Origin of the sequence: Caulobacter sp. LjRoot300, assembly GCF_964253875.1 — a bacterium.
Lineage (GTDB): Bacteria > Pseudomonadota > Alphaproteobacteria > Caulobacterales > Caulobacteraceae > Caulobacter.
In genome coordinates, this window is sequence record NZ_CAXUSA020000001.1 from 12,663 (window position 1) to 37,553 (window position 24,891).

27 protein-coding genes are annotated in these 24,891 nt (G+C 70.4%); 11 read left to right on the top strand and 16 right to left on the bottom strand.

Annotated elements, in window-relative coordinates; translation table 11 throughout:
- Positions 1–49: 49 nt before the first annotated feature.
- Positions 50–583: a preprotein translocase subunit SecG gene (gene secG, locus ACSQ2G_RS00070; RefSeq protein WP_436027273.1), complete on the bottom strand. Its 534-nt coding sequence runs from the start codon at positions 581–583 to the stop codon at positions 50–52.
- A 153-nt stretch (positions 584–736) separates the two neighbouring features.
- Here secG and ACSQ2G_RS00075 point away from each other — a divergent pair, with 153 nt between their 5' ends.
- Positions 737–1,255 (top strand): GNAT family N-acetyltransferase, encoded by a 519-nt coding sequence (locus ACSQ2G_RS00075; protein WP_436027274.1) that lies wholly within the window; start codon positions 737–739, stop codon positions 1,253–1,255.
- 839 nt (positions 1,256–2,094) lie between these two features.
- Here ACSQ2G_RS00075 and tpiA read toward each other — a convergent pair.
- Positions 2,095–2,856: a triose-phosphate isomerase gene (gene tpiA / locus ACSQ2G_RS00080; RefSeq protein ID WP_436027275.1), complete on the bottom strand. Its 762-nt coding sequence runs from the start codon at positions 2,854–2,856 to the stop codon at positions 2,095–2,097.
- 159 nt (positions 2,857–3,015) lie between these two features.
- Here tpiA and ACSQ2G_RS00085 point away from each other — a divergent pair, with 159 nt between their 5' ends.
- Together ACSQ2G_RS00085 and trpE are read left to right on the top strand one after the other, a co-directional pair.
- Positions 3,016–4,992 (top strand): peptidyl-prolyl cis-trans isomerase, encoded by a 1,977-nt coding sequence (locus tag ACSQ2G_RS00085; RefSeq protein ID WP_436027277.1) that lies wholly within the window; start codon positions 3,016–3,018, stop codon positions 4,990–4,992.
- Complete coding sequence (gene trpE / locus ACSQ2G_RS00090) at positions 4,989–6,524, top strand: anthranilate synthase component I (protein ID WP_436027279.1); 1,536 nt, start codon at positions 4,989–4,991, stop codon at positions 6,522–6,524. The genes ACSQ2G_RS00085 and trpE overlap by 4 nt, the downstream gene beginning before the upstream one ends.
- Positions 6,525–6,538: 14 nt before the next feature.
- Here the strand turns inward: trpE and ACSQ2G_RS00095 are convergent, their stop codons facing one another.
- The 4 genes from ACSQ2G_RS00095 to ACSQ2G_RS00110 are packed head-to-tail and all read right to left on the bottom strand — an operon-like array spanning position 6,539 to position 8,511.
- Positions 6,539–6,754: a hypothetical protein gene (locus ACSQ2G_RS00095; protein WP_436028882.1), complete on the bottom strand. Its 216-nt coding sequence runs from the start codon at positions 6,752–6,754 to the stop codon at positions 6,539–6,541.
- 38 nt (positions 6,755–6,792) lie between these two features.
- The gene (locus tag ACSQ2G_RS00100; RefSeq protein ID WP_436027281.1) at positions 6,793–7,233 is read right to left on the bottom strand and encodes a DUF488 domain-containing protein; all 441 of its coding nucleotides are present in this window, start codon (positions 7,231–7,233) and stop codon (positions 6,793–6,795) included.
- Positions 7,230–7,850 (bottom strand): DUF488 domain-containing protein, encoded by a 621-nt coding sequence (locus ACSQ2G_RS00105; RefSeq protein WP_436027283.1) that lies wholly within the window; start codon positions 7,848–7,850, stop codon positions 7,230–7,232. Before ACSQ2G_RS00105 ends, ACSQ2G_RS00100 begins: the two co-directional genes overlap by 4 nt.
- On the bottom strand, positions 7,837–8,511 hold the full coding sequence (locus ACSQ2G_RS00110) for a dual OB domain-containing protein (protein WP_436027285.1): 675 nt from the start codon (positions 8,509–8,511) through the stop codon (positions 7,837–7,839). Before ACSQ2G_RS00110 ends, ACSQ2G_RS00105 begins: the two co-directional genes overlap by 14 nt.
- Before the next feature lie 128 nt (positions 8,512–8,639).
- On the opposite strand from ACSQ2G_RS00110, the gene ACSQ2G_RS00115 reads away from it, so the two are divergent.
- The 3 genes from ACSQ2G_RS00115 to trpC are packed head-to-tail and all read left to right on the top strand — an operon-like array spanning position 8,640 to position 11,050.
- Complete coding sequence (locus ACSQ2G_RS00115; protein WP_310081318.1) at positions 8,640–9,236, top strand: aminodeoxychorismate/anthranilate synthase component II; 597 nt, start codon at positions 8,640–8,642, stop codon at positions 9,234–9,236.
- Between the two features lie 3 nt (positions 9,237–9,239).
- Positions 9,240–10,265 carry an anthranilate phosphoribosyltransferase gene (gene trpD / locus ACSQ2G_RS00120; protein WP_436027288.1) on the top strand — a complete coding sequence of 342 codons (1,026 nt, stop codon included), beginning with the start codon at positions 9,240–9,242 and terminating at the stop codon, positions 10,263–10,265.
- On the top strand, positions 10,262–11,050 hold the full coding sequence (trpC, locus tag ACSQ2G_RS00125) for an indole-3-glycerol phosphate synthase TrpC (RefSeq protein WP_436027289.1): 789 nt from the start codon (positions 10,262–10,264) through the stop codon (positions 11,048–11,050). The genes trpD and trpC overlap by 4 nt, the downstream gene beginning before the upstream one ends.
- Positions 11,051–11,100: 50 nt before the next feature.
- Here trpC and ACSQ2G_RS00130 read toward each other — a convergent pair whose 3' ends face one another.
- Positions 11,101–11,430, bottom strand: a complete 330-nt coding sequence (locus tag ACSQ2G_RS00130; protein ID WP_310081324.1) for a hypothetical protein — start codon at positions 11,428–11,430, stop codon at positions 11,101–11,103.
- A 281-nt stretch (positions 11,431–11,711) separates the two neighbouring features.
- On the opposite strand from ACSQ2G_RS00130, the gene lexA reads away from it, so the two are divergent.
- Positions 11,712–12,413, top strand: coding sequence for a transcriptional repressor LexA (gene lexA, locus ACSQ2G_RS00135; RefSeq protein WP_436027290.1), 702 nt, complete (start codon positions 11,712–11,714; stop codon positions 12,411–12,413).
- 63 nt (positions 12,414–12,476) lie between these two features.
- On the opposite strand, the gene ACSQ2G_RS00140 is transcribed toward lexA, so the two are convergent.
- Genes ACSQ2G_RS00140 through ACSQ2G_RS00150 form a run of 3 tightly spaced genes read right to left on the bottom strand, consistent with a single transcriptional unit; the run spans position 12,477 to position 15,759 of the window.
- Positions 12,477–12,896 carry a GFA family protein gene (locus tag ACSQ2G_RS00140; RefSeq protein ID WP_436027291.1) on the bottom strand — a complete coding sequence of 140 codons (420 nt, stop codon included), beginning with the start codon at positions 12,894–12,896 and terminating at the stop codon, positions 12,477–12,479.
- A 38-nt stretch (positions 12,897–12,934) separates the two neighbouring features.
- Positions 12,935–13,582 carry a glutathione S-transferase family protein gene (locus tag ACSQ2G_RS00145; RefSeq protein WP_436027292.1) on the bottom strand — a complete coding sequence of 216 codons (648 nt, stop codon included), beginning with the start codon at positions 13,580–13,582 and terminating at the stop codon, positions 12,935–12,937.
- A gap of 2 nt (positions 13,583–13,584) precedes the next feature.
- Complete coding sequence (locus ACSQ2G_RS00150) at positions 13,585–15,759, bottom strand: ComEC/Rec2 family competence protein (RefSeq protein WP_436028884.1); 2,175 nt, start codon at positions 15,757–15,759, stop codon at positions 13,585–13,587.
- A 34-nt stretch (positions 15,760–15,793) separates the two neighbouring features.
- On the opposite strand from ACSQ2G_RS00150, the gene gltX reads away from it, so the two are divergent.
- The 4 genes from gltX to ACSQ2G_RS00170 all read left to right on the top strand — a co-directional run bounded on the left by gltX (position 15,794) and on the right by ACSQ2G_RS00170 (position 19,515).
- Positions 15,794–17,212 carry a glutamate--tRNA ligase gene (gene gltX, locus ACSQ2G_RS00155; RefSeq protein WP_436027293.1) on the top strand — a complete coding sequence of 473 codons (1,419 nt, stop codon included), beginning with the start codon at positions 15,794–15,796 and terminating at the stop codon, positions 17,210–17,212.
- Positions 17,213–17,279: 67 nt separating this feature from the next.
- A complete protein-coding gene (gene gltA, locus ACSQ2G_RS00160; RefSeq protein WP_145684056.1) occupies positions 17,280–18,560 on the top strand; it encodes a citrate synthase in 1,281 nt (426 codons plus the stop codon).
- Positions 18,561–18,797: 237 nt separating this feature from the next.
- A complete protein-coding gene (locus ACSQ2G_RS00165; RefSeq protein WP_436027294.1) occupies positions 18,798–19,058 on the top strand; it encodes a hypothetical protein in 261 nt (86 codons plus the stop codon).
- Positions 19,039–19,515 (top strand): aspartyl protease family protein, encoded by a 477-nt coding sequence (locus tag ACSQ2G_RS00170; RefSeq protein ID WP_436027295.1) that lies wholly within the window; start codon positions 19,039–19,041, stop codon positions 19,513–19,515. Before ACSQ2G_RS00165 ends, ACSQ2G_RS00170 begins: the two co-directional genes overlap by 20 nt.
- A gap of 10 nt (positions 19,516–19,525) precedes the next feature.
- On the opposite strand, the gene ACSQ2G_RS00175 is transcribed toward ACSQ2G_RS00170, so the two are convergent.
- The 6 genes from ACSQ2G_RS00175 to fabZ form a co-directional block, all read right to left on the bottom strand.
- Positions 19,526–19,798, bottom strand: a complete 273-nt coding sequence (locus tag ACSQ2G_RS00175) for an EscU/YscU/HrcU family type III secretion system export apparatus switch protein (protein ID WP_436027296.1) — start codon at positions 19,796–19,798, stop codon at positions 19,526–19,528.
- A 10-nt stretch (positions 19,799–19,808) separates the two neighbouring features.
- Positions 19,809–21,467 carry a flagellar hook-length control protein FliK gene (gene fliK, locus ACSQ2G_RS00180; protein WP_436027297.1) on the bottom strand — a complete coding sequence of 553 codons (1,659 nt, stop codon included), beginning with the start codon at positions 21,465–21,467 and terminating at the stop codon, positions 19,809–19,811.
- A 107-nt stretch (positions 21,468–21,574) separates the two neighbouring features.
- Positions 21,575–22,774, bottom strand: a complete 1,200-nt coding sequence (gene lpxB, locus ACSQ2G_RS00185) for a lipid-A-disaccharide synthase (protein ID WP_436027298.1) — start codon at positions 22,772–22,774, stop codon at positions 21,575–21,577.
- Positions 22,771–23,613: a UDP-2,3-diacylglucosamine diphosphatase gene (gene lpxI, locus ACSQ2G_RS00190; protein ID WP_436027299.1), complete on the bottom strand. Its 843-nt coding sequence runs from the start codon at positions 23,611–23,613 to the stop codon at positions 22,771–22,773. The genes lpxB and lpxI overlap by 4 nt, the downstream gene beginning before the upstream one ends.
- Before the next feature lie 3 nt (positions 23,614–23,616).
- A complete protein-coding gene (gene lpxA / locus ACSQ2G_RS00195; RefSeq protein WP_436027300.1) occupies positions 23,617–24,411 on the bottom strand; it encodes an acyl-ACP--UDP-N-acetylglucosamine O-acyltransferase in 795 nt (264 codons plus the stop codon).
- The gene (gene fabZ, locus ACSQ2G_RS00200; protein WP_310081758.1) at positions 24,408–24,857 is read right to left on the bottom strand and encodes a 3-hydroxyacyl-ACP dehydratase FabZ; all 450 of its coding nucleotides are present in this window, start codon (positions 24,855–24,857) and stop codon (positions 24,408–24,410) included. Before fabZ ends, lpxA begins: the two co-directional genes overlap by 4 nt.
- Positions 24,858–24,891: the final 34 nt, after the last annotated feature.

Genomic DNA, 24,891 nt, shown 5'->3' on the forward strand with positions numbered 1-24,891 from the left:
TCGCCGGGGAAAAGACCGGCGTTCATCAACAGTAAAAAAGTCGCCGACCCTATTGGGCCGGCTGTTGCGCGGCCGGCGCCGGGGCGTTGATCACCGGGACCGGGGCCGCCGCGGCGGGCTTGGCCTCGGCCTTGGGAGCCGGCGCCTTGGCGGCAGGCTTGGGCGTCGAGACGGCGGGCGCCGGGGCGCTGATCGTCGGGGTCGGGGCCTCGATGGCGGCCGGGGCGGCGGTCGCGGGGGCCGGAACGGTCGTGGTCGGCGCGGGCGCGGTCGGACCGGCGGGGAGCGGGGCGGCGTTCAGGGTCTTGCTGTCCAGGCCGTCCAGCTTCAGGCGATCGACCACCGAATTGCCGGCGCCCATGCGGCCGGTCAGGATGGTCAGGGCCAGGCTGATGATCAGGAAGATCGAGAACAGGATCCAGGTCGTGCGGGTCAGCAGGTCGCCCGCGCCGCGCGCGGTCATGAAACCGCCGCCGCCGCCGCCCATGCCCAGCGCGCCGCCTTCGGAGCGCTGCATCAGCACCACGCCGATCAGGGCGATGCAAACGATGATATTGATGGTCAGCAGAACGCCGATGAGCATGTCTAATTCGATCTCGATCCGGGCGACGGACGCTTCCGCCGCGAAAAACGAAGCGGCCCCTCTATCACTTGCGACGGGCCCGCGCCATAGCTGGGGACGAACCGGCCGCACTCAAGCCCGTCCCTCAAGTCCGCATCGGGTCCATCGTCGCGCATGATCCTCGAGACCGAACGCCTCAGCCTGACGCCCCTGACCGTTGAGGACGCCCCCCTCGTCTACCCGTTCATGAGCGATCCGGAGGCGATGGCCCACTGGGATCGCGACGCCATCGAGGATCCCGACGAGGTCGAGGCCACGGTCGCCGCCCAGGTGGCCGAGATGGAGGAGCGCCGGGCGATGTACTGGGCGATCCGCCTGGGCCAGGACGGCCGCTTTCTCGGCTATTGCGAATTGGTCGACCTGGACTGGCGCCATCATCGCGGCGAACTGGGCTTCATCATCGCCCGCGAGGACTGGGGCCAGGGCTACGCCACCGAGGCCGCCGCCGCCCTGCTGGCCCACTGCGCCTCGTCCCTGGGCCTCAAGCGGATGGTCGCCCGCACCCATGTGGGCGACGCCCGGGCCGAGAAGGTGCTGCAGAAGCTGGGCTTCGAGCAGGAAGGCTATCTGAAGGGCCACGTCGACCGCGACGGCGAACGCCGCGACTGCCGGCTGTATGGGCTGCTGTTCTAATCCTCCCCCTGTGGGGGAGGCGATCGCGCAGCGATCGGTGGGGGGAGTTTTGGGGTCGTCGATCCAGGTTGCGGCCATCGGCCGATCACTCCCCCCTCCGTCGGCTTCGCCGACACCTCCCCCACAGGGGGAGGATCTTGGATGCACGGCTTGGCCGCCTCACGCGGCTAGCCGCTGAGCTATCGGAAAGGGACGCGGAGCGCCGGACACCGTCCGGGAGTTTGAAAATGAGTACCGTTTTCGACGAAGCCCGATCGCTCCGCGCGGTCGTTATCCGGAAGCCCGCGGCGCTGAGCCCTGTTGGGGCCTCGCCGCCTTGAAGCCTCCGACGGGCGGGCCAGGTCAACGAACCCCGGTCCCGGACCGCGAGCGCGTCACCGCCCGCCTGTTGCTCCGCCAGCCCTCGCGCCACGCTGTATCCGTGTTCCGAGCCCAGCCGGCACCAGAGACGCGAGGTTTGGTCCAAAGGGACCGCCGACAGAGCTTCCCGCTCGATCGCCCCTCGCCGCCGCATCGGTCGCTGGCCATGCGCCCTTTCCCTGCGTCGAGGTGAGGTCAGGATAAGGGCGGTTTGGGAGGGTGAGGACAGAAACGGGTCGAGAAAGTTCAAGGCGTTGAAATCGCGGGAGTTTGTTCGCTGAACGCCGAGTACGGCCGGGGACGTGCACTCACGGCAAGGCGTTCGCGGATCGATCCACGGCTTCAGGGTGAGTGCATGTCCCCAACGCCACCCACGGCGTCATCAGCGCCGGACTCAGCGGGTCCGTTGGGGACACGCACTCACGACCGGCGCCCTGCACGCCGGCTGGCGCACCGCCGTGAGTGCGCGTCCCCGGCCCCTAGGCCGCCGCGATGATCGCCAGGAAGTCCGCCGCCTTCAGCGAGGCGCCGCCGACCAGGGCGCCGCCGACCTCGGGCGTGGCCAGGATTTCGCGGGCGTTGTCGGGCTTCACTGAGCCGCCGTAGAGGATCGGCACGGTCGCGCCGTGCTGGCCGAACCGCTCGACCAGAACGCCGCGCAGCGCCCCGTGGATGTGCTCGATGTCGGCCGAGGTCGGCGTGCGGCCCGTGCCGATGGCCCAGACCGGCTCGTAGGCCACGGCGAAATCCTGCCCGGCCAGCGAAGCCGGCAGCGAGCCGCGCGCCATGGCGGTGACCACCGCCTCGGCCTGGCCGGCGTCGCGCTGCTGGCAGGTCTCGCCGAAGCAGACGATCGGCTCCAGGCCGGCGGCCAGGGCCGCCTCGACCTTGGCCGAGACCAGGGCGTCGCTCTCGCCATGGGCGGCGCGGCGCTCGGAATGGCCCAGAATCACCAGCCGGGCGCCCGCGTCGGCCAGCATGGCGGCCGAGACGTCGCCGGTGTGGGCGCCCTCAGGGGCCGGATGACAGTCCTGGCCGCCGACGATCACCCCCTCGCCGGCCATGGCCTGGGCCATCCGGTGCAGCAGGGTCGCGGCCGGGCAGATCGCCACCCGCGCCGCGGGCGGCCTGGCCGACACCGCCGCAGCCACCGCGCGGGCCTCGTCGAGCGAGGCTTCCAGGCCAAACATCTTCCAGTTTCCGGCGATCAGCGGCCGGGGCGTGGTCAGAGAAAGGGTCATGGGCCCGGTTTGGGGCCTCTGGCGGGACGGAAGTCAAGACCGCTTGGGTTCCACCGCCGCTTGCCCGGCGCCCCGGGGCTCTACTATACCCGCAACGCGCGTCCGTTCCGTCGCCCTGCGTGGAATCCGCGCGATTTTCGAGGAAGGTTTCTCCCAGTCATGCTCGCCGGCTTCCGCTCCTTCGCCAAATCGCCGTTCGCGGTGGTCCTGTTTGGTCTGCTCATCGTCAGCTTCGCGGTGTTCGGCATCAGCGACGTCTTCCGCCATCCGCCCGGCAAGTGGGTGATCGCGGCCGGGTCGCGCAACATGTCGCCGGAGGACTTCAAGGCGCAGTTCGAGAACTTCCGCAAGCAGCAGCAGGCCCAGGGCCAGACCATCACGCCGGACGTCGCCGTCCAGCAGGGCGTCGATCGCAAGATCCTGACCCAGCTGTCGCTGCAGGAATCCCTGGCCGAGCTGGTCCGCAAGATGGGCGTGCGCCCGTCCGACAAGCTGGTTGGCGACACCCTGCGCGAGCAGCTGGCCAGCCTGCCGCCCGGCCAGCGGCCGTTCGACCCGATCACCGGCAAGTTCGACCCGGTGATGTACCAGCGCCTGCTGGCCCAGAACGAGCTGACCCCGGCCCGCTACGAGGCCTCGCTGCGCGACGACATCGCCCAGGCCCACCTGTTCAGCGCCGTGGCCTCCAGCCTGCGCGCCCCGCGCATCTATTCGGCCCTGCAGGCCGCCTACGGCCTGGAAGGCCGCGACCTGGCCGCCTTCGCGATCAATCCCGCGACCGTCGAGAAGCCGGCCGCCCCGACCGACGCCCAGCTGCAGGCCTTCATGAAGGAGCACGCCGCCCAGCTGACTCGTCCGGAGACCCGGGTGCTGTCGGTGGCCCGCTTCAGCGCCAAGGCCCTGGAGAACACGGTGACCGTGCCCGAAGCCGACATCGTCAAGACCTACAACTTCCGCAAGGACACCCTGGGCACGGCCGAGACCCGCTCGTTCGTCCAGATCGTCGCCCCCGACGCCAAGGCCGCCGCGGTGATCGCCCAGCGCCTGGCCAAGGGCGACCAGCCGGCCATCGTCGCCAGCGCCTATGGCAAGCAGCCGGTGATGATCGACTCCAAGCCGAAGTCCGCCCTGCCCGACCGCAAGGTGGCCGACGCGGTGTTCGCCCTGGCCCCCGGCCAGGTCAGCGCCCCGATCAACGGCGACCTCGGCGTCTCGGTGGTCAAGCTGACCAAGGTCAGCCCGGCGACCACGCCCAGCCTGGAGTCGCAGCGCCCGGCCATCGAGGCCGAGCTGAAGACCCAGGCCGCCCAGGCCAAGGCCTACGAGCAGACCCAGACCTATCAGGACGCTCACGACGGCGGCGCCAACCTGATCGACGCGGCCACCAAGGCCGGGGCCCTGGTGCTGACCACCTCGCCGATCGCCGCCAACGGCGCCGACCAGAGCGGCCAGCCGGTCGCCGGCCTCACCCCCGACGCCCTGAAGACCGCCTTCGAGCTGCCCTCGGGCGGCGAGAGCGAGCTGATCGAGGCCGGCAAGGGCGAATATTTCGCCGTCCGGGTCGAGAAGGTCATCCCCTCGGCCATGCCGCCCCTGGCCGAGATCCGCGCGCCCCTGGCCCAGCAATGGCAGTTGGACCAGCTGCTGCAGCGCATGAAGGCCAAGGCCGACGAACTGGTCGCCCGGGTCAAGAAGGGCGAGTCGCTGGAAGCGGTCGCCGCCTCGGCCCAGACCCAGGTGCAGCGCGTGCCCAACATCACCCGCCAGAACGCCCGCCAGTTCCAGGGCCTGGGCCGTGACCTGCTGATGGGCGCCTTCGGGGCGAAGCCCGGCGTGGCGTTCGTCAGCCGCGGCCCGCAGGGCGGCTATCTGGTCGCCCTGGTCGAGAAGGTCCATCCGGGCTCGCCCGAGCAGATGGCCCAGATCACCGAGGCCGCCCGCCCGCAGACCTCGCAAGGCCTGTTCCGCGACCTCGGCATGGCCGCCCAGGAGGCCGCCCGGACCCAGCTGAAGACCAAGGTCAACCTGACCCTGGCCCGCCAGGCGATCGGCGTCGACACCAGCGCCCTCCCCGCCGAGGACGGCAAGGCGCCGGCCAAGGCCAAGGAAAAGGCTCCCAAGGGCCTGGCTCAATGAGCCTGGAGCCCTCGCTCGACGCCTTCACCGCCGCCTACGAGTCCGGCCGCCCGCAGGTGGTCTGGACCCGGCTGATCGACGACCTGGAGACCCCGGTCTCGGCCTATCTGAAGATCGGCCACGGCCGCCCCTACGCCTTCCTGTTCGAGAGCGTCGAGGGCGGCGCCTGGCGCGGGCGTTATTCGATCGTGGCCATGAAGCCGGACCTGGTCTGGCGCTGCCGCGGCGACCAGGCCGAGATCGCCCAGGGCGACGACATCGCCGCCGGCCGCTTCACGCCGCAAGCGGGCGGCGCGCTGGACAGCCTGCGCGACCTGATCGCCCAGTCGCGGATCGAGCTGCCGGCCGGCCTGCCGCCGCCGTCGGCCGGCGTGTTCGGGGCCCTGGGCTACGACATGGTCCGCCTGGCCGAGCGCCTGCCGGACGTCAACACCGACATCCTGGGCCTGCCGGACGGGATCATGACCCGGCCGTCGATCGTGGCGGTGTTCGACGCCATCGCCCAGGAGATCATCCTGGTCACCACCGCCCGGCCCCGGGCCGGGGTGTCGGCGGCCGACGCCTACGCCGCCGCACAGGGCCGTATCGAGAGCGTGATGGCCGACCTGCGCGGTCCCTTGAGCCAGCCGGCCCCGCGCCAGAGCCACGGCCAGGCGGAGTTCACCACGCCGGTCAGCCGCGAGGACTACGCGGTGGTGGTCGAGAAGGCCAAGGAGTACATCCGGGCCGGCGACATCTTCCAGGTGGTGCCCAGCCACCGCTTCCGTGCGCCGTTCCCGCTGGAGCCGTTCGCCCTGTACCGCTCGCTGCGGCGGACCAACCCGTCGCCGTTCCTGTATTTCCTGGACCTGGACGGCTTCAACCTGGTCGGCTCCAGCCCCGAGATCCTGGTGCGGCTGCGCGACGGCAAGATCACCATCCGCCCGATCGCCGGCACGCGTCCGCGCGGCGCCACGCCCGAGCAGGACCTGGCGCTGGAGAAGGAGCTGCTGGCCGATCCCAAGGAACGGTCCGAGCACCTGATGCTGCTGGACCTGGGCCGCAACGACGTGGGCCGGGTGGCGATGCTCAAGCACGCCGGCAGCAACGATCCGGCGGCCAAGGGCAAGCACGCCAACGTCCGGGTCACCGACAGCTTCAAGATCGAGCGCTACAGCCACGTCATGCACATCGTCTCCAACGTCGAGGGCGATGCGCCGGACGGCGTGGACCCGGTCGACGTGCTGATGGCCGCCCTGCCCGCCGGCACGCTGTCGGGCGCGCCCAAGGTGCGGGCCATGGAGATCATCGACGAGCTGGAGGTCGAGAAACGCGGCATCGGCTATGCCGGCGCGGTGGGCTATATCGGCGCCGACGGCTCGGTCGACACCTGCATCGTGCTGCGCACAGCGCTGGTCAAGGACGGCATGATGTACGTCCAGGCCGGCGGCGGCGTGGTGGCCGACAGCGACCCGGACGCCGAGTACGACGAGACCCTGCATAAGTCGCGGGCCCTGAAGCGCGCGGCCGAGGAGGCCTGGCGGTTCGCCTAGGCTAAAGTCAGGGCCTAGCGGCCCGCGTCGCCCAGGCGGTCGGACGGCAGGTGCTGGACGACCGCCGGCGGGGCCATGACCATCACCGCGGCGAAGGTCACGGCGCTGAGCGCCGCGAAGGCGGCCGCGGCCAGGACCGGCCCCATCTTCTGCCGGCGCATCGGCTTGCGCAGCAGGGCCCGGGCATAGGCCAGGGCGGCGGTGTCGAGCGTGGAATCAGCGAGGTCCATGCCCGTGAGCATGCCCGGCGACTCGCATCGAGGCGAGATCACAGATGTCGCACCCGCAACCGGCCGTCCCACTTGCGGTTCAGGTACTCGCAGACCAGCCGCCGATGGCAGTGATGCGGCGCGGCCTCCGAGCAGAGCAGGCACGCGCCCTCGAACAGGTCCGGCTTGAGCCGCGCCTCGATCTTGCGCTCGGCCATCAAGCTCAGAAAGCGGGTCTCGTAGACGCGCCAGTCGCCCTTGTCGCGCTTGAACGCCTTGAGCATGTCGTCCGACGGCGCCAGCAGCGGCTCGTGGCGATACGCCATGCCGCCGATCTCGCCGAGGAAGTAGGCAAGGTCGTCGGCCTTGGCGAAACCGGCCAGCTGCGAGGTGTTGTGCAGGCGCACGTCGATCACCGAGCGTACCTGGGCCGCCTTCAGACGCTCGAAGAAGCCCCTGGCCGTGGTCTGGGTGAAGCCGATGGTCGCGACATCTGTCACCCGACCGCCCCCAACGGCGCCTCCGCCACGGCCTCGGCGAACGCCACCTTGCGGGCGCGTTGTCGATAGGCGCGGTCCAGCCGATCGGTCGGACTCTCGAAGATGTCTTCGTGATCTAGTCCTTCGCAGACCAGCAGGCGGTGCTCCGTCTGCTCGTGCGCCTCGATCCGCCCGTCCGGCAGGATATGGGCGACCGCCGAACCCAACGCACGCAGCTGCCGGGAAACCAGCAAGCAACGGTGACAGTCCAATGGCTCCTGCTCGGCGCACATCATCGCGACGACATGGGTTTCGGCGCCCTTGCGAACCCGATCCAGCCCAGCCTTGAAGGCCGGCTCCTCAGCCATCGCTTCGTAGTCGGCGACGCCGTCCTCGAACAGGCGCGCCTCGGACGGGCGTCCGCCCAGGGCGTCGCCCAGGAAGACATAGGCCACGCCGATCGTCTTGAGCCGCTCAGCCAACGCGTCCTTGTTGAACTGCGGCGTGTGCTTGGACCAGGGACTGGTCCTGACATCCGCCACCGCCGTCACGCCGCCCGCGTTCAGCAAGGCCTGGAAACGGTCCCAGCTGTGCGTGGAATGGCCGACCGTCAGAATGCGCGGCTCATTGGAGGGCATAGATTCCATTGACCTGAAGATAGCATCGATCCGGAGCAACGTCCCAGGCGCGCGCGAGACCCAGGCGAACGTGAGCCAATCCCCGTTTTGGGAGCAATGCGCTCGCTCCCGCCAAGCCTTGCTTATCGAACGCCTGCCTGAAATCCTTCGCCCCCACGCTGAGATTTAGTCGGTGGCCGTCGAGAGTCAGTTCCGCGCGAAGCTTGTGGTCCTCCTTGTAGATCTGATCGACCAGTCTGATCTGGGCGGCGTCGATCGACAGGCCGGAGAGTGAACCGCAATGAGCGCCTGGCGGGACATAGGCCTTGCCGCCGTCGAACTTGAGATCCGTCCCGAACACCTTTTCCGGCGAAAGCGCCTCTGCGCGCCGCAGAACCTGCGTGAAGGCTTCGCCTTCCAGCTTGTCCAGTTCACGCACCTTTCCGCGAACGACAATGTCCTCGGTGTTGTGAGGCAGCGCGGTTTCTGGACGGACACCGTTGAAATCCAGGACGTGCCCGGGATGGAAGGTGGTGTTGGGGCCACAGAACTTGGCTTCCCAGAAGGCTCCAGCCTTGGGTTCGGGACGGATCATGACCCCTCGTTCAAGGTCGAAACCCGCCACGCATCGTTGAAACCGGTTGTAGATCGTCACTTCCGTGACGACGACCTTGAAGCTCACGCGCGCAATCCATGAGGAAGTTCAAGCCATGTTATCAATCCTATGGCGAGTCCGCGCGGCGACGCAACATCGGATGGCTTGGCCTGCGGCGTGGTTGCCCCTAGAAGCAAGCGGCGAAAGGCGGCGTCATGATCCTGGTCATCGATAACTACGACAGCTTCACCTACAACCTCGTCCACTATCTGAACGAGCTGGGGGCCGACACCGTCGTGCATCGCAACGACGATCTGTCGGTGCAGGAGGCCCTGGGCCTTCATCCGCAGGCCGTGCTGCTGTCGCCGGGCCCCAAGGCCCCCGACCAGGCCGGCATCTGCCTGCCGCTGCTGCGCGGCGCGCCGGACGACCTGGCCATTCTCGGCGTCTGCCTGGGCCACCAGGCCATCGGCCAGGCCTATGGCGGCGACGTGATCCGCGCCAAGGAAGTGATGCACGGCAAGACCAGCAAGATCTTCCACAACGACCAGGGCGTGTTCAAGGGCCTGCCCAACCCGTTCATCGCCACCCGCTACCACAGCCTGGCGGTCGACAAGGCCACCCTGCCCGACGACCTGGAGATCACCGCCTGGACAGAGGACGGCGAGATCATGGGCGTGCAGCACAAGACCCGGCCGGTCTACGGCGTGCAGTTCCACCCCGAGTCGATCGCCACCGAGGGCGGCCACCAGCTGCTGGCCAACTTCCTGGACCTGGCCAAGGTCCAGCGCGACGCGGCGATCTGGGTCTAGGCGATGTCGGACGCCTTCAAGCCCCTGCTGGCCAAGCTGGCCGACGGCCAGACCCTGGACGAGGACGACGCCGAGACCTTCTTCGCCGCCTGCCTGCGCGGCGAGCCGACGCCCGCTCAGGTGGCCGCGGCGGTCACAGCCATGCGCCTGCGCGGCGAGACGGTGGGCGAGATCACCGCATGCGCCCGCGCCATGCGCCGCGCCGCCATCCACCTGGACCATCCCTATGAGGTGATCGACGTCTGCGGCACCGGCGGCGACGGTCTGCATACCCTGAACATCTCGACCGCGGTGGGCTTCGTGGCGGCGGGTGGTGGCCTGAAGGTCGCCAAGCACGGCAACCGGGCGATCACCAGCAAGTCCGGCACTGCCGACGTGCTGGCGGCCCTGGGGGTCAATATCGACGCTTCCCTCGTCCAGCAGCGCCGGGCGCTGGACACCGCTGGCATCTGCTTCCTGTTCGCCCAGTCGCACCACGGGGCGATGAAGCACGTCTCGCCGATCCGTCAGCAGCTGGGCTTCCGCACCATCTTCAACCTGCTGGGCCCGCTGACCAATCCGGCGGGGGCCAAGCGCCAGGTGGTGGGCGTCTCGGCCCACCGCTTCGTCGAGCCGGTGGCCAAGGCCCTGGGCGCGTTGGGGGCCGAGCGCGCCTGGTCGGTGCACGGGGCCGGCATGGACGAACTGACCACCACCGGCGAGACCGAGGTCGCCGAGTGGCGCGACGGGGCCCTGCGCCTGTTCACCATCACGCCCGAGGCCGTCGGCCTGCCGCGCGCCGCCCTGGCCGACATCACCGGCGGCGACCCGGCCTTCAACGCCGCCGCCCTGACCGCCCTGCTGGACGGCCAGCCGGGCGCCTATCGCGACATCGTCATGCTCAACGCCGCCGCCGCCTTCCTGGTGGCCGACAAGGTCGAGACCCTGCGCGAGGGCGTCGAACTGGCCGGCGCGGTGCTCGACGACGGCCGAGCCAAGGCGGCCCTGGCCGGCCTGGTCGCGGCCACCAATTCAGAAATCGCAGCATGACCGACATTCTCGCCAAGATCGCCGCCTACAAGCGCGAGGACGTCGCCGATCGCAAGCGCCGGCGCTCGTTCGCCCAGCTCGACGCCGCCGCCAAGGCCGCCAACAGCCCGCGCGGCTTCAAGGCCGCGCTGGAGGCCGGCCATGCGCCGGGTCGGCTGTCGCTGATCGCCGAAATCAAGAAGGCCTCGCCGTCCAAGGGTCTGATCCGCGCCGACTTCGACCCGCCGGCCCTGGCTCGCGCCTATGCCGAGGGCGGGGCGTCCTGTCTTTCCGTGCTGACCGACGGCCCCAGCTTCCAGGGCGCCGACGGCTACCTGATCGACGCCCGCGCCGCCGTCGCCCTGCCCTGCATCCGCAAGGACTTCCTCGTCGATCCCTGGCAGGTGGCCGAAAGCCGCGCCCTGGGCGCCGACGCCATCCTGGTGATCCTGGCGATGATCGACGACGCCGTCGCCGCTGACCTGATGAGCGAAGCCGCTCGCCTTGGCATGGACGCCCTGGTCGAGGTGCATGACGAGGCCGAGATGGAGCGGGCCGGCCAGCTGGGCTCGACCCTGGTGGGGATCAACAACCGCGACCTGAAGAGCTTTGTGGTCGACCTGGCCGTCACCGAGCGCCTGGCCGCCCAGGCGCCCCGGGACGCCCTGCTGGTCACCGAAAGCGGCGTCTTCACCCCCGACGACGTGGCGCGCATGGAGGCGGCGGGCGCCAAGGCCATGCTGGTCGGCGAAAGCCTGATGCGGCAGGCGAACGTGGCGGCGGCGACGCGAGCGCTGCTGGGCTAGCCCTTTCGAAACCGGCGCCCGGCATCGCTCGGCCACGGGGCCGCCGCGCGTCAGGCGCCGGTGGCGTCCACGACGATGGCGACCGTCTTGCCGCGCGACAGCGGATCCCATCCCGCCGCGATGGCGGAGGCGATGGCGTTCTTCACCAGTTTCGGATCGATCTGCGAAGCCTTCAGCAGCGGAGCGCCGTATCGGGGTTGCGGCCCGGGCGGAAACTCCACCACCGCCTCGCGCTGCCCCTCCTGGTGGCGCACGGCGATCGCCATGCCGTGGCGCACCGGCGCGTCGCTGGACCACCCGGGCTGGCGATGAAGCCGCCAGACATAGGGCTCTCCATCGACTTCGATCTCTAGTTCAGCGCTCTGCTTGGTTCGTGCCATGCCAGGGTGTTAGCCCGGTCAGCGCGCCCAGGCCACCCCATCCCGGCGCCGTCCGCCCCCGCCGACGCGAATCCCTTCGACAGCTCGAGCCCGCCCGCGACCGCCGCCGATTCGAGGAAGTCGCGGAAACCGGCCGACGCGCCCCTGCTCCGACACTTGTATTTCCTCGGAAATTCGCCCGGCCCGCCGGCGAACACCGTTAACTTGACATCAACAAAGAACACCTAGAGAACATTCACAGAGGTTTGCGGTTTGTTCCGCGACGACTGGCGAGGCCGGACATGCTCACGCGCAAGCAGCACGAGCTGCTGATGTTCATCCACGAGCGGATCAAGGAGAGCGGCGTCTCCCCCTCCTTCGACGAGATGAAGGAGGCGCTGGACCTGGCGTCCAAGTCGGGCATCCACCGGCTGATCACGGCGCTGGAGGAGCGCGGCTTCATCCGCCGCCTGGCCCACCGGGCCCGGGCGCTGGAGGTGGTCAAGCTGCCGCAGCAGGCCACGGCGGCGGCCCCGCCCAAGGGACGCGGCGCGTTCAAGCCGCAGGTGCTGGAAGGCGGCGGCCAGGCTTCGGCGGCCCCCGCGCCGATCGCCGCCGACAACACCCGCGAGCTGCCGATCCTGGGCCGCATCGCCGCCGGCACCCCGATCGACGCCATCCAGCATGAACGCGAGCGCCTGCCGGTGCCCGAGACCATGCTGGGGGCCGGCGAGCACTATGTGCTTGAGGTCCAGGGCGACTCGATGATCGAGGCCGGCATCCTGGACGGCGACTATGTGATCATCCGCAAGGGCGACACGGCCAACAGCGGCGAGATCGTCGTGGCCCTGGTCGGCGAGGAAGCCACCCTCAAGCGCCTGCGCAAGAAGGGCGGCTCGATCGCCCTGGAAGCCGCCAACCCCAAGTACGAGACCCGCATCTTCGGTCCCGACCAGGTCGAGGTGCAGGGCAAGCTGGTGGGGCTGATCCGGCGGTATCACTAAGTTTTCGGCGAATATCAAAGCCACGGCTGGGGACAGGCACATGTGCCTGTCCCCTTTCATATCCTAACTCGCCATCCCCGCCGGCCGGTTCTCCACATACTGCGGCACGTTCAGCGGCGGCAGCCAGGGCTCGCGACGCTTGACCCAGACCTCGTACTGCGGCGTGAACTGGCCCACCGCGTCCAGCCCGCCCAGGTGGATCTCGATCTCGCCGTCGCCCTCGCCTTCAGCCGTCCAGAACAACGGCGAGCCGCAGGTCGGGCAGCCGTGGATCAGGCCGTGCTCGGCGCCGGTCCAGATCGCGGGCCGCCCCTCGATCCGCACCTTGTCGCTCCGAAACGCCGCGAAGGCGTTGAACGGCGCGCCGTGGCGCTTGCGGCAGGTCAGGCAGTGGCACAGCCCCACCCGCAGCGGCCCGCCCGTCACGACATAGCGCACCGCCCCGCACGCGCACCCGCCTTCCCGCTCCATGATCGTCTCCATCGCTCGTCCCGGCCTAAACGTCCGACGCGCCGCTCGGCTCAAAAGGCCAGCCGCCCCTCCAGCTCGGCGAACGGGACCATGACGTGCTCGCTATAGGCCGGGCGGCCCCTCAACCGGTCGTACCAGACCGCCAGACGCGGCAAGGCCGGGCGATCGATCTCAAGCTCGAAATAACGATAGAGATGCGCCCCGATGGCGATGTCGGCCAGGGACGGGTCTTCGCCGACGATGAACGGACGATCGACCAGCCGCGCATCGACCAAGGTCAGATAGCGAACGGTCTGGTCCAGGGCCCGCGCCACGGCGCCCTCGTCGCGCCGGGCCTTCGGCGTGCGATAGCCGCCCCAGAACACCCCGCCCAGGAAGGCCGGCTGCAGCGCCGTCTGCGCCCAGTCCATCCAGCCATCGACCGTCGCCCGGGCCGCCGGGTCGGCCCGCCAGAAGCGGTCCGCGCCATGGGTCGCCGCCAGGTAGCGCAGGATGGCGTGCGATTCCCACACGACGGCCGCGCCGTCCGCGATCACCGGGACCTTGCCGTGCGGGTTCATCGCCCGGAACGCCGGATCGTCCAGGCCGCCGACGTCGCCGCCGGCCGGAATGTGCTCATGCGGCAGGCCCAGCTCGCCGACCAGCCACAACACCTTCTGGACATTGACCGAGCTGCGCCGGCCCCACACCCTCAACATGCCTACCGTTCCGCAACGCCGGTCCAGGGCCGGACGCCCCGCAGCGGCTGGGCCCAGACGATCCACCATTCGCCGCCACGCCGATAGAGCTCGGCCGCCCCGTTGGCGGCGAAGTCGTCGGCGTCGAGCACGATGCGGTCGCGGCAGGCCGGCGGAATGGGCGGCGCGGCGCCCCGCAGCACCACGATCTCGGCCTCGGCGCACATCGCCGCCAGGCCGTCGGCGTCCGGCGCGGCCTTGCTCCACGACAGGGCCAGGGCCACGGGCGCGCCGACGGCGGGGGCGCAGGATCGCCGGTCGCAGGCGTAGAGCGGGCTGGGCGCGACGCTGTCCGGCAGGGCCAGGCCACGGCGGCGGCTCCACAGCTCGGCCCCGAAGCGGTGGGCGTCGGGACGCAGCAGCACCGCCGCGCGACCCTGGCGCACGGCCGCCGTGGTCCCGTCCGGCGCGATCCAGGCGTCGGGCGGCGCCGCGCGCGGCCACAGGGCCACCGCCAGGGCCAGGGGCGCGCCCAGCCAGCGCAGGCGGCCCCGCCACAGGCACAGCAGCATCAGCCCGACAAAGGCCAGGGCCAGGGTGAAGGGCGGGCCGCTGGCGACCACCCGCTGGGCGCCGCCGGCGCTGGCGAAGCCGTCGGCGATCGCCATCATCGCGGCGATGCCCCAGCCGGCGATCGCCAGGAACGGCCGGCCCAGGCCCAAGGGCTCGAGCGCCGCGCCCAGGGCCAGGAACGGCATGATCACGAACGACGACAGCGGCGCCACCATGAGGTTGGCCGGCAGGCCCCAGACGGCGACGCGGTTGAAGTGCTGCATGGCGAACGGCCCGGTCGCCATGCCGGCCACGAAGCTGGCGCCGACGCTGACCGCCAGCCAGCCGAGCGCGCCCTGGATGGCCCGGATCCACCAGGGGGCGGAAATCTCGCGCACCGGACGCGGCCAGGCCTCGGCCAAGGCCACCAGGGCGGCGGTGGCGGCGAACGACATCTGGAAGCCCGGCGCGCCGGCGGATTCCGGCTGGACCAGCAGGATGATCAGGGCGGCCACCGCCAGCCCGTGCAGGGTGATGGCCTGGCGGTCGAACAGGATGGCGGCGAAGGCCACGGTGGCTGTGATCGCCGCGCGCAGGGCCGGTGGCGGCGCGCCCGAAATGACCAGATAGGTCGCGACCGCCGCCAGGCCCGCCACGGCCGCGACCTTCTTGCCTGGAACCCGCAGCGCCGCCCAGGGCCAGGCGGCGATCAGCAGCCGCACCAGTCCGAACGCGAAGCCGCCGACGATGGCCATGTGCAGGCCCGAGATCGACAGGATGTGCGCCAGGCCCGAGGCGCGCATGGCGTCGGTCTGCTGCTGGGTGATCCAGGCCTCGTGGCCGGTGACCATGGCCGCGGCGATCCCGCCGCGCGCCACGCCCATGTCCTCGACGATGCGGCTGGCCAGCCGCCAGCGGAAGGCGTTGACCGCCATGGCCGCCCGCAACCGCCAGGGCGGCGGGTCCAGGGCGGCGGCCCGTGACGCGCCGATCGCGAAGCCGACCCCGCCCACGCCGTGGAACCAGGCGTCGCGGGCGAAGTCGTAGGCCCCCGGCGCGGCGGGCGGCGGCGGCGGTCCCAGCATGGCCCGCAGGCGGACCGCCTGGCCCGGCGCGGGGATGTCCTCGGCCTCGACGGTCACCCGCACCCGCTTGGGCGTGTCCTCCGCGGCCAGGCGGCTGATCCGCACCGGTGCGATCATCAGGCGCGGCCCGCCCGCCCCGGGACTGACCACGTCGACCACGAAGCCGTCGATGGTCATCACCGCCCGCTCGCCCGCCAGGATCGGCGCGGCCACCGCGTGCGAGCGGACCTTGCCGGCCAAGGCCCCGGCCGCCAGAAAGGTCGCCAGCACCAGGAAGACCGACAGTCCTGTCGCCGACCGCCGTCCGATCAGCGCCGCCAGGATCGCCAATCCGGCCGCCAGTCCGGCCAGCAAAACCCAGGACGGTTCGGCCCTCAGTTCCAGGTAGCCGGCCGCGCCGAGGCCGAACGCCACGGGCGACCACAGCATCCAGCGCTCGCGATTGGCGTCGATCTCGCCGATCAGCGAAGCTGTTACCGCTCCCAGGCTAGGACGCGCGCGAAGACGCGTGCTAAGACGCGCCGCCCAGCCACCGGATATGTCCGGTGACGTCCTCGCCACGTCCGTGGCCTCCAGTTCGTCAGCCTTGATCCCGATGACCAATTCCCCCTCGCCTTCGGGCGTCGTCACCCGCTTCGCCCCGTCGCCGACCGGCTTCCTGCACATCGGCGGCGCGCGCACGGCGCTGTTCAACTGGTTATATGCACGCCATACGGGTGGGAAGTTCCTTGTTCGCGTCGAGGACACCGATCGCGAGCGTTCGACCGAAGCGGCCGTCGCCGCGATCTTCGAAGGCCTGGACTGGCTGGGCCTGAAGTCCGACGACGAAGTGGTCTTCCAGTATAGCCGCGCCGACCGCCACCGCGCCGTGGTCGAGGAGATGCTGGCCGCCGGCCGCGCCTATCGCTGCTGGATGACCGTCGAGGAACTGGCCGCGGCCCGCGAGGCCGCCCGGGCCGGCGGTCCCGCCCTGCGCTCGCCGTGGCGCGACGCCCCGCCCCCCAACGACCCCAGCCTGCCCCACGTCATCCGCTTCAAGGGTCCGACCGAGGGGACGACCCTGGTCGACGACCTGGTCAAGGGTCCGGTGACCTTCAACAACGCCGACCTCGACGACCTGGTCCTGCTGCGCGCCGACGGGGCCCCGACCTACAACCTGGCCGTGGTGGTCGACGACCACGACATGGGCGTCACCCACGTGATCCGCGGCGACGACCACCTGAACAACGCCGCCCGCCAGACCCTGATCTACCAGGCCAACGACTGGACCCTGCCCGCCTTCGGCCACATCCCGCTGATCCACGGGCCCGACGGCGCCAAGCTCAGCAAGCGCCACGGCGCCCAGGCGGTCGGCGAGTTCGCCGACATGGGCTACATCCCCGAGGGCATGCGCAACTACCTGGCCCGGCTGGGCTGGGGCCATGGCGACGACGAGGTGTTCAACGACGAACAGGCGATCGCCTGGTTCGACGTCAAGGACGTGGTCAAGGCCCCCGCCCGCCTGGACTGGGCCAAGCTGAACTTCATCAACGGCCAGCACCTGCGCGTGGCCGAGGACGGCCGCCTGGCCGACCTGACCCTGAAGGCCCTGCAGGCCCAGGCCGCGCCACTGCCGACCGACGCCGCCCAGCGCCTGCTGGCGGTCGTGCCGCAGGTCAAGGAAGGCGCCAAGACCATCCTGGAGTTGGCCGAGCACTGCGCGTTCGCCCTGAAGGTGCGTCCGCTGGCCCTGGAAGAGAAGACCGTCAAGCAACTGACCGACGAGACCGTCGAGCGGCTGGCGCGCCTGCGCGTCCAGCTGGGCGCGGCGCCGGTCTGGGGCGTGGCGGAGCTGGAAACCCTGTTGAAATCCTTCGCGGAATCCGAGGGCGTAGGCTTTGGCAAGTTCGGCCCCTCGCTGCGCGGCGTCCTCACCGGCGGCGCCCAGGCGCCCGACCTGAACAAGATCATGGCCGCGCTGGGTCGCGAGGAGTCTCTAGGGCGCCTTGACGACGCCCTGGCGTCGCGCGCATGAGGCGCTATAACGCAACCGCGAAATCGAAAACTGGACTGATCGTTCCACCATTGAAGGGGTCTCTCGCATGACCGACAAAGCCACGCTGACGATCGGCGACAAGAACTACGACCTGCCGATTCTCAAGGGCAGCACGGGTCCGGACGTCCTGGACGTGCGCAAACTGTATGGCGACTCCGACCACTTCACCTTCGATCCGGGCTTCACCTCGACGGCGTCGTGCGAAAGCAAGATCACCTATATCGACGGCGACGCCGGCATTTTGCTGCACCGCGGCTATCCGATCGACCAGCTGGCCGAGAAGTCCTCGTTCCTGGAAGTCTGCCACCTGCTGCTGAACGGCGAACTGCCGACGGCCGAGGAGTTCACCAAGTTCGAACGCAACATCACCTACCACACGATGCTGCACGCCCAGTTCGACAGCTTCTTCCAGGGCTTCCGTCGCGACGCCCACCCGATGGCGGTGATGACCGGCGCGGTCGGCGCCCTGTCGGCCTTCTACGCTGACAGCCTGAACGTCGACGACCCCAAGCAGCGCGAGATCAGCGCCCATCGCCTGATCGCCAAGATGCCGACCATCGCCGCGCGCGCCTTCCAATACTCGCAAGGCCGTCCGTTCGTGACGCCGCGCAACGAGCTCAGCTACTCGGAAAACTTCCTGCGCATGTGCTTCTCGGTGCCGGCCGAGGACTGGGTTCCCAACCCCGTCCTGACCCGCGCCATGGACCGCATCTTCATCCTGCACGCCGACCACGAGCAGAACGCCTCGACCTCGACCGTCCGCCTGGCCGGTTCGTCGGGCGCCCACCCGTTCGCCTGCATCGCGGCCGGCATCGCCTGCCTCTGGGGCCCGTCGCACGGCGGCGCCAACCAGGAAGCCCTGGAGATGCTGGAAGAGATCGGCTCGGTCGAGAACATCCCCGCCTTCGTGCAGGGCGTGAAGGACAAGAAGTACAAGCTGATGGGCTTCGGCCATCGCGTGTACAAGAACTTCGACCCGCGCGCCAAGGTCATGCAGAAGACCTGCTACGAGGTGCTCGAGCAGCTGGGCATCAACGACCCGCTGTTGCACGTGGCCATGGAACTGGAGAAGGTCGCCCTCAGCGACCAGTACTTCATCGACCGCAAGCTGTACCCGAACATCGACTTCTATTCGGGCATCACCCTGCGCGCCATGGGCTTCCCGACCAACATGTTCACCGTCCTGTTCGCCCTGGCCCGCACCGTCGGCTGGATCAGCCAGTGGAAGGAAATGTTCGAGGACCCCTCGCGCAAGATCGGCCGCCCGCGCCAGCTCTACACCGGCGCGACGCAACGCGACTACGTGCCGGTCGACAAGCGCGGCTAGGCGCTTCGACATTGCTGACTTGGAAAAGGCCTCGCGAAAGCGGGGCCTTTTTGTTGATGCGGCCAACTGAATAAGACGCGCTGCGGATATGCGGCCGGCCTCAAAGCCGGCAGCATGGCGGCCGCCGCCACGATTGGTTAACCTGCGTTTACGCGATGCGTCACGACTCGGGGCAACCTCTGCCGGTGATTGATAGCCTCGATCGCTGATCAGCTTGAACGGAGGGACCAGATCGCCATGACCTTCCTGAGAGACAACATCGCCGCTTTCGACGCGATGAAGGCCGACCTGGAGGCCGATCACCTCGGTGAATGGGTCGTATTTGAGAGCGGGACCTTCATCAAGGCGTTCAAATCCTTTGAAGAGGCCGCCACCGAAGCCGTGGATCGCTTCGAGAACGGCGTCTACCTCATAAGGCAGGTAGGCGCTCCGCCGGTTCAGCTCCCCGGCGGCATGGTGTTTCGCCCGACGCACGTGAATGGTCCAGGCTGGCTTTAAATCCGGCAGGGATGGAGCGACGCCAGGCGATCTCCTGGAGCGCTTCGGGCCGACCTTGCTTGTCGATATTGGCCTCAAATCTCGATCCACCGCCGGCGAACGGCCCGATCTTCCGACAAAAGGTGTCCGCGCCCTGATCGATACCGGAGCGGGCGGCGACTGCATCGATGACGATCTGGCAAAGTCCATCGGGCTGCCGATCACCGACGAGGGCGAAATCAGCGGCATTGGAGGCAAACAGCACGCCTTCATCTATACGGCCCGACTATACGTTCCGAAACTGAACCGCCTCCTGTTCCAACCCTTCACCGGGGTGAAGCTGCAGGAAGGCCAGCAGTGGCATCGCGTCATCCTTGGGCGGACGTTCCTACGTCCCTTTTCGATGCGGTACGATGGCCCGAGCGGCGCCGTCGCGATCGAGGACTACGAAGACCCTACGGCGAAGGCGCTGCGGTAATCCGTAAGAGCTACCGTCCCTCGGCGCTGCGCAGGATGAAGCCCAGGATCTCGGCCACCGCCCGATAGAGCGCCTCGGGGATCTCCTCGTCGAGCTCGATGGTCGACAGGGCCTGGGCGAGAGCCGGGTTCTCCTCGATCGGCACGCCGTGCTCGCGGGCGGTCTCGATGATCTTGTCGCCGACCCAGCCGCGGCCGGAGGCGACCACGCGCGGGGCGTTGGGCTCCTCATAGTGCAAGGCCACGGCGATGCGCGGCCCGGCCGAGCGGATCGCGCCGGTCATGGGGCCCCGCTCATGTCGCTTGATCCAGGAACTGGCCCGGCGCGGCGGCGGGCGCGCGCGGCTGGCCGGCGTGGAAGGCGATCTCGGGCTCCAGGGCCGCCTCGCGCAGGGCGCTGCCCAGGCGCTCCTCGCCCGTGCGCAGGCGGGCCATGGCGGCGGGACGCTCGGCCCACAGCGAGACCCGGGCCCGGTCGCCGGTCAGGGCGACCTGGGCGTGGACGGGGCCCATCGGCTCGACGTCCAGCGAGAAGCGGGCGCGCCAAGTGCGGCCCAGGACAGAGGCGCCCTCCCCGCCCGAGCCGCCGCCGTCGCGGCTGATCTCGAATTGGGCGGCCGCCGGACCCTGCGGGGTCATGAACGGCATGTCGAACACCCAGCGCTGCCCGTGCTCCTCGGCTGGACGGCCGACGGCGGGGGGATCCGGCAGCGACGCGATCTGCAGCAGCTCGGTGCGCGCCAGGGCCGCCCCGGTCTCGGCCAGCAGGCGCTGGGCGACGGCGTGCGGTCCGGCGCCGGCGGGCAGGCCCGGCTGGGCGGCGGCCTGGGCGTGGGTCGGGGCGCCGGCATAGGGCGGCGGGGTCTGGGACGGTGGGCCGGACCCGACCTCGGGTCCGCCATAGGCCATCGCCGCCGCCGACGCGGCGCGGCCCAGGGGTGCGGCGGGGAGGTCGTCGGCCAGGATGGCGCCGAAAGCCGGCAAGGCGGGCGCCTGTGGGGCCACGGGCCGGGCGGCCTGCAACGGCGCGTTGACATTGGGCCAGCCGCCGGGCGGCCGGGTGACCATCGGCGGCGCGCCGTCGGCTCGGGGCAAAGCCGGAGCTTCCGGGACGGGCGGCATCGACCTGGAAGCCGAACTCGCTGGCGAAGCCGTCGTCGCGGCCAGCGCCTGGGGCGTGCCGCGGTCGGCTTGCTGGGCCGAGGCGGCCGCAGCGAGGGCGGACGCGCCCGGCGTCGCAGCAGACGTCGCGCCGCCGGACGTCGGCGTCGGCGCCGCGCCAGCCTGTGCGGCCATTGGCGGCAGGGCGTCGGCCCAGGACCGGACGACTTCGCGGAACACCAGCAGGGCCGCCTTCATGTCGCTGTTGGGCGTGGGGGTCGGCACCACTCTGGGCGGGTCGGTCAGGGTGCCGGTCCGCGGACGCGCCGACGGGCCGTCCGGGGCGGCGGTCGCCAGCCGCGCCTCCAGGAACAGGCCGGACCGCTGCAGGGCCTGGCGGATCTCCGGACCGCTGACCTGCCCGTCCAGGCGGGTGCTCAAGGCCATGACCTGGTCGATGGCCGCCTTGACCTGGCGGGGGGTGTCGGGCTCGGCGGCGGCCTGGGCCATGTCGGCCATCAGGGGCGCCAGGCCGGCCTGGCGGGCGGCGGCGCGGCCGGCGGCGGCGGCCACGGCCCGGGCGGGGGTCTCGACCAGGACTTCCGGACCAGCAGCGGCGACGCGGGCGTCGGCGGCCTTGGCGCGGCCAAGCTCGCCCTCGCCCACGGCGTCCTTGGCCAGATGGGCCAGGTCGCCCTGCGACTGGGACTGGGATTGGTCGATCATCGCGCCCAGGGTCTCGACCGTCTGGATCACCGCGATCCGGGCGAGCGCCTCGGCCGCCTGGTCGGCCCGGCTGACGGGGGCGGACGGCGTCAAGGACGACAAGGGGGTGACCGAAAAGATCGTCACGCCGGGGCTCCAGCCGGCGACGGGACGGTCGCCAGGCCCCCACCCTAGGCGAGAGCCGTGAAGCGGATCTTAAAGGCTTGCTTAACGGATCGGCGCAGGCGCGGCGGCTAGACGATCCGCCCGCGCGCCCTCAGGAAGTCCAGCAGCGCCGAAGCGGCCGCTTCGGAGGGGTCGGGCATGCCGCGCCCCATCTTGTCCAGGGCGGCGTTCTGGGCGGCGACCTGGGCGGCGCGCAGGGCCGGGTCGTCCAGCCGTCGGGCGACCTCGGCCGCCAGGGCCGGGCCGGTGCAGGCGTCCTGCAGCAGTTCTGGCGCGACCGTGGCGTCGGCGGCGATGTTGAACAGGGTCACCCAGCGCGGCTTGAACATCGATTTGAGCAGGGCGTAGGTGATCTTGCCGGTGACGTAGCCGACCACCATCGGGCAGCCGGCCAGGGCCAGCTCGGTGGTCACGGTGCCGCTGCAGGCCAGGGCGACCGTGCCGGCGACCATGGCGTCGTCCTTCAGCGCCTCGTCCTCGACGACATGGGCCCGGAACGGCCAGGCCGCGACCCGGGCCTTGACCGACTCGGCCACGGTCGAGGCGGCGGGCACGACGACGTGCAGGTCCGGCCGCTGGGCCTTGAGGCGGCGCACCGCGTCCTCGAACGGCGGCATGACCCGCTGGATCTCCGACGGCCGGCTGCCGGCCAGCACCAGCAGGACCGGCTCGCCGGGACGCGCGCCGATCGCGGCGCGCAGTCTGGCTGGGTCGGCGCGGCTGAAGTCGTGGGCCAGGGCCGAATTGCCGACGAAGACGTTAGCCAGGCCGGCGGCGTCGAAATACGGCTTGTCCATCGGCTGGATCGACAACAGCAGGTCCACCGCCCCGGCCAGGTCCTTGGCGCGGCTTGCGTGATAGGCCCAGACCTGGGGGGCGACGTACTTGACAAGCGGCAGGCCGGGATGCTGCTTCCGCAGCGCCTTGGCCAGGCGGATGTTGAAGCCCCAGCTGTCGATCAGCACCGCCACGTCGGGCGTCTCGCGGGCCGCCAGGGCCAGGGTGTCCTTCAGGCGGGCCATGGCGCGCGGATAGGCCTTCAGGCTCTCGACGATGCCCAGGATCGACAGCTGGGCGATGTCGAACGGGCTCTGGACGCCCTCGGCGGCCATCTTGGCGCCGCCGACGCCGACGAAGCGCACCTTGTCGGCGCCGAGGCGCCGGCGCAGCACGCGGGCCAGCTTGGCGCCCAGGGCGTCGCCCGAGGCCTCGGCCGCCACCAGCATCACGGTCAGCGGCCCTGGCTTCGGCGGACCGCCGGGGCTCATGCGTCGGCCCGTGGTTCGACCCCGTACACGAACAGGCCCAGGTCGTCGGCGCAGGCGATCACCTGCTCGCGGTCGACGATCAGCAGGCGGCCGGCCTCGCCGACCACGCCGGCTAGGCCGGCGCGGGCCGCGCGCTGGATGGTGGCCACGCCGATGGTGGGCAGGTCGACCCGGGTCTCCTGGATCGGCTTGGGGGCCTTGGCCAGCACGCCGCGCGGCGCCTCGGCGTTGCCGCGGATGGCGTGCGGCAGGTCGGCGACCCGGCGCAGCATGGCGTCGGTGCCCTCCTGGGCCTCGACCGCCAGGACCAGGCCGTTGCAGACCACCGCCCCCTGCCCCACGTCCAGCGCGCCGATGGCCCGCGCCACGTCGAGGGCCCGGTCCATGTCGGCGACATGGGCGTCCTTGGGAACGTGCTGGCCCAGGGCGCCGCGCGGCAGGGTCATCTCGCCCCGCACCTCGTGAGCGCCCTCGATGGCGAAGCCTTCCTTCTCGAACTCGGCCAGGAGACGGCGCAGCAGGGCGTCGTCGCCCTTGCGGGCGGCGCTGACCAGGGCCGGGATCACGGTCAGGCCGCGCAGGTCCGGCTTGATGGCCGAGAAGTCGGGCCGCTCGACGACGCCGGCGAAGCACACGGCCTCGCAGCCCTCGGCCCGCAGCGCCTTGAACACCTTGCCGAACTCGCCCAGCCCGACCTCGACGCCCGGATAGCGGGCCAGCACCGGCAGGGCGAACGACTTCAGCCGCATCACGGCGAACGGCCGGCCGGCCGCCTCGCAATGCTGGGCCAGTTCCACCGGCAGGGAGCCGCCCCCCGCGATCAGACCAAGCTTGCGCATGGCCTAGACCTCGCGCTCGGGCAGGCACAACGGCCTGTTGGCGTCGGCGCGGATGAAGTCGACGATCTCCATCACCTCGGGCGTCGCGGCGTGGGTTTCGGCCACGTCGTCCAGGCGCTCCTGGAAGGTGCCTTCGTCGGCGAACAGCAGGCGGTAGGCGGCCCGCAGGGCGTTGATCGCCTCGCGCGTGAAGCCCCGCCGCTTGAGGCCGACCAGGTTCAGGCCCTCCAGGTGGGCGTGGTTGCCCCACACCGAGCCGTACGGAATGATGTCCTTGGTCACCACCCCGCCGCCGCCGACGAACGAGTAGCGGCCGATGCGGGTGAACTGGTGGACGGCGCACAGGCCGCCCATGAACACGAAGTCGCCGATCACCACGTGGCCGCCCAGGGTGGCGTTGTTGGCGAAAGTCACGCGGTCGCCGACCACGCAGTCGTGGGCCACGTGGGCGCCGACCATGTAGAGGCTGTCGGAGCCGACCGTGGTCACCCCGCCGCCGCCCACCGTGCCGGCGTGCATGGTGACGTGCTCGCGGATGATGTTGCGCTCGCCGATCACCAGGCGGGTGTCCTCGCCCTTGTGGGCCAGGTGCTGGGGCGCGCCGCCCAGCACGGCGAACGGGTGGACGGCCGTGCCGGCGCCGACCTGGGTCGCGCCCTCGATCACCACGTGCGAGACTAGCCGCACGCCGTCGCCCAGCTGGACCTGGGGGCCCACGGTGCAGAAGGCGCCGATCTCGACGCCCTGGCCCAGCTGGGCGCCGGGCGAGACGATGGCCGTCGGGTGGATCTGGGTCATGCCTTGGGCGTCTCCACCACCATCGCCGCGAACTCGGCCTCGGCCGCGACCTTGTCGCCGACCTTGGCCACGCCCTTGAACTTGAAGATGCTGGAACGGGCGCGGACCACCTCGACCTCCATGCGGATCACGTCGCCGGGCCGCACGGGATTGCGGAAGCGGGCGTTGTCGACCGACATGAAGAAGATGGTCTTGCCCTCGGTGTCGACCTCGAGCGACTTGCTCATCAGCACCGCGCCGGTCTGGGCCAGGGCCTCGATGATCAGCACGCCGGGCATCACCGGATTGCCCGGGAAATGGCCCTGAAAGAACGGCTCGTTAATCGTCACGCACTTGATGCCGACGATCGACTGGTGCGGGCGATAGGCCTCGGCCCGGTCGACCAGCAGGAACGGATAGCGGTGCGGGATCCTGGCGAGGATCTCGGCGATGTCGATGGCGGCCATAGCCTCGCTGGCCTGGGGCTCTTCGGTCTTGGAT